This window comes from Hymenobacter gummosus, from assembly GCF_003970915.1.
In the GTDB taxonomy this organism is placed as follows: domain Bacteria; phylum Bacteroidota; class Bacteroidia; order Cytophagales; family Hymenobacteraceae; genus Solirubrum; species Solirubrum gummosum.
In genome coordinates this window covers 47,284-58,691 of the sequence record NZ_RXOF01000010.1, presented here as the reverse complement: position 1 = coordinate 58,691, position 11,408 = coordinate 47,284, and the positions used below count along the sequence as shown (strand labels likewise).

Annotated in this window: 10 protein-coding genes; 6 read left to right on the top strand and 4 right to left on the bottom strand. The window is 65.7% G+C overall.

Annotated elements, in window-relative coordinates:
* Positions 1 to 40: 40 nt before the first annotated feature.
* The 6 genes from EJV47_RS16965 to EJV47_RS16940 all read left to right on the top strand — a co-directional run bounded on the left by EJV47_RS16965 (position 41) and on the right by EJV47_RS16940 (position 6,717).
* Positions 41 to 1,135: a glycoside hydrolase family protein gene (locus EJV47_RS16965; protein ID WP_126694367.1), complete on the top strand. Its 1,095-nt coding sequence runs from the start codon at positions 41 to 43 to the stop codon at positions 1,133 to 1,135.
* A gap of 186 nt (positions 1,136 to 1,321) precedes the next feature.
* Positions 1,322 to 2,848: a sialate O-acetylesterase gene (locus EJV47_RS16960; RefSeq protein WP_126694366.1), complete on the top strand. Its 1,527-nt coding sequence runs from the start codon at positions 1,322 to 1,324 to the stop codon at positions 2,846 to 2,848.
* Positions 2,849 to 3,188: 340 nt separating this feature from the next.
* Positions 3,189 to 3,953, top strand: coding sequence for an SDR family NAD(P)-dependent oxidoreductase (locus EJV47_RS16955; RefSeq protein ID WP_126694365.1), 765 nt, complete (start codon positions 3,189 to 3,191; stop codon positions 3,951 to 3,953).
* A gap of 142 nt (positions 3,954 to 4,095) precedes the next feature.
* Entirely contained in the window at positions 4,096 to 4,956 is an 861-nt protein-coding gene (locus EJV47_RS16950) for a fumarylacetoacetate hydrolase family protein (RefSeq protein ID WP_126694364.1), read from the top strand.
* Positions 4,943 to 5,773: an amidohydrolase family protein gene (locus EJV47_RS16945; protein WP_126694363.1), complete on the top strand. Its 831-nt coding sequence runs from the start codon at positions 4,943 to 4,945 to the stop codon at positions 5,771 to 5,773. The genes EJV47_RS16950 and EJV47_RS16945 overlap by 14 nt, the downstream gene beginning before the upstream one ends.
* A gap of 155 nt (positions 5,774 to 5,928) precedes the next feature.
* Positions 5,929 to 6,717, top strand: coding sequence for an L-fucose dehydrogenase (locus tag EJV47_RS16940; RefSeq protein ID WP_126694362.1), 789 nt, complete (start codon positions 5,929 to 5,931; stop codon positions 6,715 to 6,717).
* A 212-nt stretch (positions 6,718 to 6,929) separates the two neighbouring features.
* Here EJV47_RS16940 and EJV47_RS16935 read toward each other — a convergent pair whose 3' ends face one another.
* From EJV47_RS16935 to EJV47_RS16920, 4 genes are all read right to left on the bottom strand, one after another.
* Positions 6,930 to 7,496, bottom strand: coding sequence for a LutC/YkgG family protein (locus tag EJV47_RS16935; protein WP_126694361.1), 567 nt, complete (start codon positions 7,494 to 7,496; stop codon positions 6,930 to 6,932).
* Positions 7,497 to 7,695: 199 nt separating this feature from the next.
* Positions 7,696 to 9,060, bottom strand: a complete 1,365-nt coding sequence (locus EJV47_RS16930) for a lactate utilization protein B (protein WP_126694360.1) — start codon at positions 9,058 to 9,060, stop codon at positions 7,696 to 7,698.
* A gap of 30 nt (positions 9,061 to 9,090) precedes the next feature.
* Positions 9,091 to 9,912 (bottom strand): (Fe-S)-binding protein, encoded by an 822-nt coding sequence (locus EJV47_RS16925; RefSeq protein WP_126694359.1) that lies wholly within the window; start codon positions 9,910 to 9,912, stop codon positions 9,091 to 9,093.
* A 167-nt stretch (positions 9,913 to 10,079) separates the two neighbouring features.
* A complete protein-coding gene (locus EJV47_RS16920; RefSeq protein ID WP_126694358.1) occupies positions 10,080 to 11,408 on the bottom strand; it encodes an FGGY-family carbohydrate kinase in 1,329 nt (442 codons plus the stop codon).

Genomic DNA, 11,408 nt, shown 5'->3' with positions numbered 1-11,408 from the left:
CAGGATGACAGACATGGGTGCTATCAGACTCATTGATTCCATGAACCGCCGCACTTTCCTCGCCGGCCTGGCCCTGGCACCGTTTGCGCGGGCCTGGGCCGGCTTCGTCCGGGACGAAAAACCCTCCCTGCTGCTGCCCAAAGACAGCCTGGCCCGGTTCAGCAAGCACCTGCGGCCCCTGGGGCGGCAGCTGGAGCTGGAGGACTACTACGTGTGGTGCAACAGCCCCATCTACGGGCCCGACGGACGCGTGCACCTGTTCTTCTCGCGCTGGCCCAAGAGCAAGGGTATGGGCGGCTGGCTCAACGGCTGCGAAATCTGCCGGGCCGTGGCCGACCGCCCCGAAGGCCCCTACGAGTACCAGGAAACCGTGCTGACCCCCCGCGGCCCCGGCTACTGGGACGCTACCACCTGCCACAACCCGCACATTCAGCTCGTCGACGGCCGGTACGCGCTGTTCTTTATGGGCACCTCGAATGGCAAAACCGACACCAAGCGCATCGGCCTGGCCCTGGCCGACCGGCTCGAAGGCCCCTGGACCCGCCCCGAGCAGCCCCTGCTGCTACCCGGCCCCGAAGGCGCCTGGGACGACCACTGCACCACCAACCCAGCCTTCGTGAAGCACCCCAGCGGGCAGTACTGGCTGTACTACAAATCGTGGAACACCCAGGAGTACCAGACCAGCAAGGACCCCGTGGTGCGCGGCAACCGCAAGTACGGCCTGGCCGTGGCCGAGCGGCTGGAAGGCCCCTACGTGAAGTACGCCGGCAACCCCGTCATCGACTTCTCGCGTCTCGGCGACAACCAGCAGAACAAGCAGTTTGAGGACGCCTTCGTGTGGCAGCAGCACGGCCGCTTCCACCTGCTGGCCCGCGACATGGGCGTGTACAACCACGAAGTCGGCCTCTACCTGGAGTCGAAGGACGGTAAGCAGTGGAGCTACCCCAAAGTGGCCTTTCTGCCCATCCGCGAGTACGGCATCCAGGAGCCGCCCGCGCCCAAACACCTCAGGCGCTACGGCCGCCTGGAGCGCCCGCAGCTGCTGCTGAAAAACGGCAAGCCCGAGTACCTGTTCTGTGCTTCCCAGGGCGGCCGCTACCTGACCGCGTCCAGCTTCGTGTTCAAAGTCAGCTGAGCTGGAATTAGAGCTATGGGCTGGTTCCCCTCCTCAGATGAGTCCGCGCATCAAGCGGCGGGGGGGTAGAGGTGGTTGACCTGCCGTCAGAACATCATCTAGCCTTTGGTTTTTAGCTCTAATCTTTCAACCACCCCCAACCCCTCCTCATCTGAGGAGGGGAGCTAGCCCTAGCTCTGCTGCTCCATGCGCCTTTTTCGCCTGCTTTCCGCCGCCGCTCTGCTGCTCGCCCTGCCCGCCCGCGCCGATATCAGCCTGCCCCGCCTCTTTGCCGACAACCTGGTGCTGCAGCAGAAAACCCGCGTGGCCCTCTGGGGCTGGGCCGAGCCGGGGGAGCAGGTGACGGTGACGGCGGGCTGGGCCCGCAAGCCCGTGCGGGCCACCACCGACGCGCAGGGCCGCTGGCAAGTGCAGTTGCCTACCGCCAAAGCCGGCGGGCCCTACACGCTCACGTTTCAGGGCCGAAACCGGCTGACGCTGCGGAACGTGCTGCTGGGCGAAGTCTGGCTCTGCGGCGGGCAGTCGAACATGGTGTTTCCCATCAGCCGGCGGCCGAACAGCGGTTCTTACTCCGGCGTCGTCAACGAGGCGGAGGTGAAGCCCCGGGCCAACTACCCGCAGATCCGCATGTTCACCGTGACCACGCAGACGGCCGACGAGCCCCAGCGCGACGTGCCCGGCGGCCACTGGGCCGTGTGCAGCCCCGAAACGGTGGGCGAGTTTTCGGCCGTGGCCTATTTTTTCGCCCAGGAAGTGTACGAGCGCACCCACGTGCCCATCGGGCTGATCAACTCCACCTGGGGCGGCACCCCGGCCGAGGCCTGGACGCGCCGCGAGGTGCTGGAAGCCGACCCCGCCCTGCGCCCGATCGTGGAGCGCTACCAGCGCGGCCTCGAAACTTACCCCCAGGACGTGGCCGCCTACAAAGCCGCCCAGCAGCAGTACAAGGCCGACAAAGCCGCCAATCCGCAGCTGCGCCGGGCGGCTCCCAAGGAGCCCGTCGGGCCCACGAGCAACAAGTCGCCCTACAAGAACTACAACGCCATGATTCACCCGCTGGCGCCCTACACCCTGCGCGGCGTCATCTGGTACCAGGGCGAATCCAACGCCGAGCGCGGCTACGAGTACCGCCGCCTGTTTCCGGCCCTCATCCAAAGCTGGCGGCAGGAGTGGGGCCAGCCCGAGCTGCCGTTCTACTTCGTGCAGATTGCCCCGCACCGCTCGGCCCGCCCCGAGCTGCGCGAAGCCCAGCTGCTTACCATGCAAACCGTGCCGCGCACCGGTATGGCCGTCATTACCGACGCGGGCGACTCCCTCGACATTCACCCGCGCAATAAGCAGGTGGTGGGCCACCGCCTCGCCCAGTGGGCCCTGGCCCAGGAGTACGGCGAGAAAAAGCGCCCCACTTCCGGCCCCGTCTACGAAAGCATGCGGCCCGAAAACGGCCAGCTGCGCCTGCGCTTCCGCCACGCCGACGGCGGCCTCGTCGCCCAGGGCGGCCCGCTGCGCGAATTCACCGTGGCCGGCCCCGACAGCGTGTTCCGCCCCGCCCAGGCCCGCATCGAAGGCCGGGAGCTGGTGGTATGGAGCCCCGAGGTGCAGCAGCCCGTGGCCGTGCGCTTCGCCTGGAAGCCCACGCCCTTCCCCAACCTCTACAACGCCGCCGGCCTGCCCGCCTCGCCCTTCCGCACCGACCAGTGGCGCCGCCGCTAGCCCGGCCGGCGCGCTTTGCCTGCTCCCGGGCCCGGAGAATGAGCCCGACGGGAGGCCCAGAGCAGGAGGGTGCGGGACGGTGCCGGGCCAGCCGCCGCCCAATTTGCCAGCGGGAGAGTTAAGCTGGCCGGGCGCCCACGGCCCGCCCGGCGCCGGTGCGGCAGCGTCACCTGCCGCGCCGCGGGCCCCGGCCAGCTACGTTCCGCTCTCCTGCGCGCCGCATGATCTGCCCGCTCCGTCTTCCTGCCATCTGCCCGGCAGCGCGCCCCGCCGCCGTTACTTGTAGCTTACACCCAGTAACGCCCCGATTTGCCGGGGCACTGCTCCAACCCCACCACCCATGTTCAACCTAAGCGGCAAGACGGCCGTCATTACCGGCGGCGGCTCGGGCATCGGCCGGGCCATCAGCCTGCTGTTTGCCCGCCAGGGCGCCACCGTGCACATCCTGGAGCTGAGCACCGAAGCCGGCCAAAGCACCGCCGACGAAATCCGGGCGGCCGGCGGCGCGGCCCACATCCACGCCGCCGACGTAAGCCAGCAGGCGCCGGTACTGGCCGTGTTCGAGGCCATCGGCCGGGTGGATATCCTGGTCAATAATGCCGGTATTGCTCACATCGGCAACGTGGAAACCACCACCGAGGCCGACCTCGACCGCGTGTACCAGGTGAACGTGAAGGGCGCCTACAACTGCCTGCACGCCGCCGTGCCCCTCATGAAGCAGCAGGGTGGGGGCGCCATCCTGAACCTGGCCAGCATTGCCTCTCACGTGGGCCTGTCGGACCGCCTGGCGTACTCGATGAGCAAGGGCGCCATCTTCGCCATGACCTTGTCGGTAGCCCGGGACTACATTGGCCACGGCATCCGCTGCAACAGCGTCTCACCGGCCCGGGTGCACACGCCTTTCGTCGACGGCTTCATTGCCAAAAACTACGCCGGCCGCGAGGCGGAAATGTTCGAGAAACTGTCGAAAAGCCAGCCGATTGGCCGGATGGCCAAGCCCGAGGAAGTGGCCGCCCTGGCCCTGTACCTCTGCTCCGACGAAGCCGGCTTCGTCACCGGCTGCGACTACCCGCTCGACGGCGGCTTCATCACGCTGAATAATTGATTTTTTAGTGCTTAGTACCTGGTGCGTGGTGCTTAGGGTAGTTCTTTGTCCCGGGCACATGCCCTCGGCTTATTGGCAGTCTTGCGTTCAATTAATTGAACGAACCAGGCACTAAGCACTACGCACCAAGCACTAAAACTCCATGAAACTCATCCGCTTCGGCCAGCCCGACCAGGAAAAACCCGGCGTCATCATCGACGGCACCCGCTACGACGTGTCAGCCCACTTCGTCGACTTCGACGAGAAATTCTTCGCCCACGGCGGCCTTGAGCAGCTGGCCGAGCTGCTCCGGAACGTGGAGCCCGGCCACCTGCCCGTGGTGGCCGACGACGTCCGGCTCGGCTCCCCGGTGGCCCGGCCCTCCAAAATCGTGTGCGTGGGCCTGAACTACGCCGACCACGCCCGCGAAACCGGCGCCACGCCGCCCGCCGAGCCGGTGCTGTTTATGAAAGCCACCACCGCGCTGGTCGGCCCGTTCGACGACGTGGTGATTCCCCGCGGCTCGGTGAAAACCGACTGGGAAGTGGAGCTGGCCGTGGTTATTGGCCGGAAGGCCTCGTACGTGGCGGAGGCCGACGCGCTCAGCTACGTGGCCGGCTACGCCCTGCACAACGACGTGTCGGAGCGCGAATTCCAGATTGAGCGCGGCGGCACCTGGGACAAGGGCAAGGGCTGCGACACCTTCGCGCCCATCGGCCCCTGGCTGGCCACCCCCGACGAAGTGGGCGACATCGACAACCTGCGCCTGTGGCTGACGGTGAACGGCCAGCAGATGCAGGACGGCACCACCGCCGAGTTCATCTTCCGCATTCCGCACCTGATCAGCTACATCTCGCAGTTTATGACCCTGCTGCCCGGCGACGTGATTTCCACCGGCACCCCGGCGGGCGTGGGCCTGGGCATGACGCCGCCCGTGTACCTGCAGCCCGGCGACGTGGTTGAATTGGGCATCGACGGGCTGGGCACCTCCCGCCAAACGGTGAAAGCCTATGGCCAGAATTGACGCCCACCAGCACTTCTGGCTTTATCAGCCCGAGCGCGACGCTTGGATAACCGACGACATGCAGGTTATCCGGCGCGACTTTTTGCCCCAGCACCTGCAGCCGCTCTTGCAGCAGCACGGCCTCGACGGCTGCGTGGTGGTGCAGTCGGACCAGTCGGAGGCCGAAAACGAGTTTCAGCTGCGCAACGCCGCCGCCCACGACTTCATCCGCGGCGTGGTGGGCTGGGTGGATCTGCGGGCCGACGACGTGACCGAGCGGCTGGCGCACTATACCCAGTTCCCGAAGCTGAAAGGCTTCCGCCACGTGCTGCAGGGCGAAGCCGACCGCGCCCTGATGCTGCGGCCGGAGTTTCAGCGCGGCATCCGGGCGCTGAGCGCCCACGGCTTCACCTACGACGTGCTCATCTTCCCCGACCAGCTGGGCTACGCCGCCGCGCTGGCCGCCGCACATCCAAACCAGCCCTTCGTGCTCGACCACCTGGCCAAGCCATACATCAAGCGCAGCGACATCGAGGGCTGGAAGAAGGACGTGCAGCAGCTGGCCGCCCACGCCAACGTGTGGTGCAAAGCCTCGGGCATGATAACCGAAGCCGACTGGCAAAGCTGGCAGCCCGCCGACTTCCGCCCCTACCTCGACGTGGTGTTCGAAGCCTTCGGCCCGCAGCGCGTCATGTTCGGCTCCGACTGGCCCGTGTGCCTGGTAGCCGGCCAGTACGGGCAGGTGGTGGAGCTGGTGCAGCAGTACCTGCAGGGCTTCTCCGCCGACGAGCAGCGCCGCTTCTGGGGCGACAACGCCGCCCAGTTCTACCGGCTGTAGCGCGGGCTTTAGCCCGCGTTCTTCGGATAGTATTTTATAATTCTCCTTGCGGCCGTCGGGCCACGACAACCGTCCGGACAAACGCGGGCTAAAGCCCGCGCTACACCGGGCAGTTGGGCAACCCACTCACTTAGTTCACTGACAACCCACCCATCATGAATCTGGAGCTTCAGGACAAAGTCATCATCGTCAGCGGCGGGGCCAAGGGCATCGGCGAGGGAATCGTGCGGGTGCTGGCCGCCGAGGGCGCCGTGCCCGTCATCATCGGCCGCAACGAAGCCGACAACCAGCAGGCCGTGCGGGTCGTGGAAGCCGCCGGCGGCCGCGCCGGGCAGGTAGCCGCCGAGCTATCCGACCCGGCGGCCTGCGCCCGCGCCGTGCAGCAAATCATCGAGCAGTATGGCCGCATCGACGGGCTGGTGAACAACGCCGGCGTCAACGACGGGGTGGGGCTGGAAAATGGCTCGTACGAAGGCTTTATGGCCTCCTTGCACCGCAACGTGGTGCATTATTACCTGCTGGCCCACCACGCCCTGCCGGAGCTGAAAAAGGCCAAGGGCAGCATCGTCAACATCACCTCGAAGACGGCCGAAACCGGGCAGGGCAACACCTCCGCCTACGCCGCCGCCAACGGGGGCCGCAACGCCCTGACGCGCGAGTGGGCCGTGGAGCTGCTCAAATACCAGATCCGCGTCAACGCCGTGGTGGTGGCCGAAAGCTGGACCCCGGCCTACGAAACCTGGATTCAGACCCTGCCCAACCCCGAGGAGAAGCTGCGCGAAATCACCAGCAAGATTCCGCTGGAAAACCGCATGACCTCGCCCGAGGAAATTGCCAACGCGGTGGCCTTTTTGCTCTCGGCCCGCAGCTCGCACACCACCGGCCAGATCATCCACGTCGACGGCGGCTACGTGCACCTCGACCGCGCCCTGGCCAACGCGTAGGTAGCAACTGGTAATTAAGAACGTCATCCTGAGCCCAAGCGAAGGACCTTCCTCGCGCCCTGCACCACCTGACAAGCGCAGCCACCAATGCCATAGTGCTGGTGGCTGCGCTTTTATCGTTTCAGCGAAGTAGCGTCGACACTTCGTAGGCAGCGGCAGTGCGAGGTTCGAGGAAGGTCCTTCGCTTGGGCTCAGGATGACGGACGAAAGAGCTACCGCAGCAGCACCACGAGGCTGCGCGCCCCGTGCGCCCCGATAACCAGGGATTGTTCGATATCGGCCGTCTTGGAGGGGCCGGCGATGAACACGCCGTAACTGCCGGTGTGCTGCACGGCGGCGTAGGCTTGGTGCATGGTAGCCACAATACTCTGGTGGTCGAGCACCAGGGCCAGGTGCTGGCTGATCATGGGCAGGGCGCGGTGCAACATGTTGGCCTCGGGCACCCATACGGCCCCGTTTTCGGCCACCCCGATTTCGCCGCGCAGCACGGCTACATCCACCGCTTCCAGCACCGCGGTGGGCGTGTGCCGGTCGACGGGCACGGTGGCGGGCAGCAGGTCGGAGGCCACGCGCAGAGCCTCGGGGTAGAGCTGGCGCACGACTTCTTCGAGCGGCTGGGCCGGGTCGATGTGAATGACCTGCCCGCCGATAAAGTGCAGCCAGTGGGTGAACTGCTCCACCGTGGCGGCGCCGTCGAAATCGGCCACCGGGGGCAGGGGAGTAGCTTCGGGCCGGTTGCGGCGCACGGCCGCCAGAATGGATTCGCGGGAACTGGGCATAGTGTGTTGATGGCTGGCGCCGGTTTAACGAGCGAAGCGAGTGTAACCGGTGCCTGCCATAAAGCAGGCTTTCAGCCTGCGTTAGGCATCCGAACGATTTACCGGGCAGGTTGCGCTTCGGCTCACGCAGGCTGAAAGCCTGCCTTATGTTGGGCACCGGTTTAGCCGTCGAAGACGGCGTAACCGGTGCCAGTTACGGTTATTTCACCTGTGCCGCGTACCAGTCGCGGAAGCTTTGTTTGGGCGCGGCGGGCAGCTCGCGGGCTTTGGCCCAGGGGTTCAGGGCCTGGGCGTGGGTGAGGCCGTGGGGGAGGAAGCGCAGGCCTTCGCGGGCCACTTTGCCGCCGAGGCGGTAGATGCCGGGCCGGGCCAGCACGCTGCTCAGCAGCTTCATGCCCAGCTTCTTCGTGGCCGGTAATTCGCCCTGCTCGCCGATGAGCTGCCGCCACTTGTAGAGCTGGGCGTGGATGTCGATTTTGACCGGGCACACATCGGTGCAGGAGCCGCAGAGCGTGCTGGCGAAGGGCAGGGAGCTGTGCTTGTGCAGGTCGATGTTGGGCGAGAGGATGGCGCCGATGGGGCCGGGCACGGTGAAGTCGTAGCTGTGGCCGCCGCTGCGCCGGTACACCGGGCAGGTGTTCATGCAGGCCCCGCAGCGGATGCACTTCAGCGAATTACGGAAGTCGGGGCGGCCCAGCTGCCGGGTGCGCCCGTTGTCGACGATGACGATGTGCATCTCGCGCCCCTCGGCCGGCCGGGCGAAGTGCGAGGTGTAAGTGGTGACGGGCTGCCCGGTAGCGCTGCGGGCCAGCAGGCGGGTAAATACGCCCAGGTCGGCGGTGCGCGGAATGAGCTTTTCCATGCCCATACAGGCAATGTGCACCCGGGCCAGGTTCACGCCCAAATCGGCGTTGCCCTCGTTGGTGCACACCACCACGGCCCCGGTTTCGGCCACCGCGAAATTGACGCCCGTAATGGCCACCTCGCCGATCAGAAACTTCTCGCGCAAGTGCTGCCGGGCCGCTTCGGTGAGCTGCTGCGGGTCTTTTTCGCCCTTGGGCGTGCCCAGGTGCAGGTGAAACGTCTCGCCCACGTCCTCCTTCTTGAGGTGAATGGCGGGCAGCACCAGGTGGCTCGGCGCCTCCTCGCGCAGCTGCACGATTCTTTCGCCCAGGTCGGTATCCACCACCGCAATGCCGTTTTTGACGAGGTACGGATTCAGGTGGCACTCCTCGGTGAGCATGGACTTGCTCTTGACGAGGCTGGTGGCGCCGGCCTTACGGATCAGCTCCAGCACGATGCGGTTGTGCTCCGCGGCGTCGGCGGCCCAGTGCACGGTCACGCCGTTGGCCTGGGCGTTGCGCTCAAACTGCTCCAGGTACTCGTCGAGCCGGCTCAGGGTGTGGGCCTTGATATCGGAGGCCAACTGCCGCAGCTGCTGGAACTCCGGGATGCCGTACACGGCCTTGTCGCGCTTCTGGCGCACAAACCAGAGCGTCTCGTCGTGCCAGGTGGTGCGCTCCGCGTCGCTGATAAAGGCAGCCGCTCGTTGGGGGTGACTCATGCAAGTAGCGCGGGCTTCAGCCCGCGTCCGTCAGATAGTGACTTTAATCGGCCGCTCTTCCGTCGTTCCGTTAGCATCGTTCAGACCGACGCGGACTGAAGTCCGCGCTACGCCGTCCAGCGCCGCGTTGAAGATTTCGGCCGCGTGCATGACGCGCATCGGCAGCTGCCGGCGGCGCACGATGCCCTCCAGGTGCATCAGGCAGGACATATCCCCGCCGGTCAGCACCTGGGTGCCGTTCAGCAGGTGGTCCTGCACCCGGTCCTGGCCCATGCGCGCCGATACCGCCTCCTCCGTGATGCAGAAGGTGCCGCCGAAGCCGCAGCACTCGTCGTTGCGGTTTAGCTCGGTCAAGGTCAGTCCGTCGATGCTGCGCAGCAGGCGGCTGAGCTGCCCCTCGCGCACCGGCGTCATCTCCGACTCGTTGGCCTGGTGCAGCCCGCGCTGCCCGTGGCAGCTCAAATGCAGCCCGACCTGGTGCGGAAAGCGGCCCGGCAGCTCCGTCACGCCCAGCACCGTGGTGATGAAGTCAAACAGGTCGTAGGTCGACTGGCGCACGTGCTGCACGGCGCCGGTCTGCTCCACCACGTCGTAATGCTTGCGCACGTGGTACACGCAGCTGCCCGAGGGGGCCACCACATAGTCGTACTTACTGAACGTATCGACAAAGTGGCGGTACACCGGCTTGGCGTCCTGCTCACAGCCGGTGTTGGCCATCGGCTGGCCGCAGCAGGTCTGCTGCCGCGGGAAATCGGCCTTCACGCCCAGCTTTTCCAGCAGTTGGTAGGTCGCAATGCCCACCTGCGGGTAAAACTGGTCGATGTAGCACGGAATAAACAGGCCTACTTTCATGGAACCTCACCCCCTAGCCCCCTCTCCAAAAGAGAGGGGGAACTAGCTCTAGTATTTAGGATTAGAAATGAAGCGTGGCTTCATTCAGCACTTGTAAGTCTCGTCCTGACTAGTTCTAAGAAGCTAGTCCCCCCTCTCCTTTGGAGAGGAGGCTAGGGGGTGAGGCGCTACGTAAACAACAGCTGCGTTTTGGTCCAGGCTTCGCCCTGCTCCAGGTGGGTGAGGGCGCCCAGGGCGGTGGCCTGCGGTACTTCCAGGGTGCGGATGTCGGCCTTCGGGAAGTTCCAGCCCAGCACCTGCATAAACAGCGGGTTGCGGGCGAAACCGCCGTCGACGTAGATAATTCGCTCGTCCTGGTACACCAGCTTGATGGACTCGGTGAGGATGTCCATCAGCCCGTGGATGAGCTGGTGGTAGGCCTCGCCGGCCGTCTTGAAGCCCGACAAATCCCACTCGGTCACGGGCTCGTCGGGGAACGGTCCGGTGCCGGCCATGCACCAGGGGTGGAAGGGCGTGGCGTTGGGGTCGTAGGGGCGGGCCAGCACGAAGCTGTGGTAGAAATCGGGCTTGACCTGGAAGTGGTTGGCAATGCGCTGCACCTGGTAGTCGTGCTCCCGGCCGAAGAAGCTACGGGCGGCCTTGGTCATGCGGCCCTTGGGCGAGAGGAAGCTCAGGCAGTCCCGGCGCAGCAGCTCGGGCGTGAGCGGCTGGTCGTTGAAGGGGTTCAGCACCACCGCCCAGGTACCCGTCGAGACGAGCAGGAAGGGCTCCTGGCACTCCAGCAAGTAGGGCAGCACGGCGGCAGAGGAGTCGTGCAACCCCACGCCCACCAGCACCCCGTCGACCACGCCGGCCACCGAGTCTTGCGTCAGCGGAGCCAGCTTGTCGTCGATGCCCTCGCGGTACACCCAGTCGTGGTACTGGCCCTTGGTGTAGTCCCAGAGGCCGGTGTGGCAGCCCACGGAGGTGTAGTCGCTGAAGGCCTCGCCGGTAATGAGGTAGGAGAGGTACTGCGGCAGGTGCAGGGAGGTGCGGATGCGTGAAAACTGCTGGGGCTTGGCGTGCTTGAGCCAGTACAGCTGCAGGCCCGAGTTGAGCATACCCAGCTGCGGCGAGCAGGTAGCCGCCGCAAACTCTTCCTTCGACTCATCCAGCTCCTGATAAAACCGCTCCAGCCACTGCTCCGGCAGGGGCTTGAGGTAGTTATAGAGGGGCAGCACCGGCTGGCCATTGGCGCCCAAATGCACGAAGCTGGCCCCGTAGGAGGTGAAGTTTACGCCCTTCACGGAGTAGCGTGGGTTGTTCTGCAGGGCGTGCCAGTGGTCCTGCACCCACTGCGTCAGCCGGGCCAGGCTCTCGCACGGAAAGCCGTCGTCGTCGACGGTATCCACGCACACGTGCTGCTTTTCCTCGATGATCTGCCGGTCTTCGTCGAAGAGGATGACCTTCTTGTTGGTCTTGCCCACGTCGAAGACGGCGTAGATGGTCTTTTTCAT

Bases quoted from the DNA above. Each gene is read 5' to 3' on its own strand.
- EJV47_RS16965 (WP_126694367.1), top strand. From the start codon at position 41: ATGAACCGCCGCACTTTCCTCGCCGGCCTGGCCCTGGCACCGTTTGCG.
- EJV47_RS16960 (WP_126694366.1), top strand. From the start codon at position 1,322: ATGCGCCTTTTTCGCCTGCTTTCCGCCGCCGCTCTGCTGCTCGCCCTG.
- EJV47_RS16955 (WP_126694365.1), top strand. From the start codon at position 3,189: ATGTTCAACCTAAGCGGCAAGACGGCCGTCATTACCGGCGGCGGCTCG.
- EJV47_RS16950 (WP_126694364.1), top strand. From the start codon at position 4,096: ATGAAACTCATCCGCTTCGGCCAGCCCGACCAGGAAAAACCCGGCGTC.
- EJV47_RS16945 (WP_126694363.1), top strand. From the start codon at position 4,943: ATGGCCAGAATTGACGCCCACCAGCACTTCTGGCTTTATCAGCCCGAG.
- EJV47_RS16940 (WP_126694362.1), top strand. From the start codon at position 5,929: ATGAATCTGGAGCTTCAGGACAAAGTCATCATCGTCAGCGGCGGGGCC.
- EJV47_RS16935 (WP_126694361.1), bottom strand. From the start codon at position 7,496: ATGCCCAGTTCCCGCGAATCCATTCTGGCGGCCGTGCGCCGCAACCGG.
- EJV47_RS16930 (WP_126694360.1), bottom strand. From the start codon at position 9,060: ATGAGTCACCCCCAACGAGCGGCTGCCTTTATCAGCGACGCGGAGCGC.
- EJV47_RS16925 (WP_126694359.1), bottom strand. From the start codon at position 9,912: ATGAAAGTAGGCCTGTTTATTCCGTGCTACATCGACCAGTTTTACCCG.
- EJV47_RS16920 (WP_126694358.1), bottom strand. From the start codon at position 11,408: ATGAAAAAGACCATCTACGCCGTCTTCGACGTGGGCAAGACCAACAAG.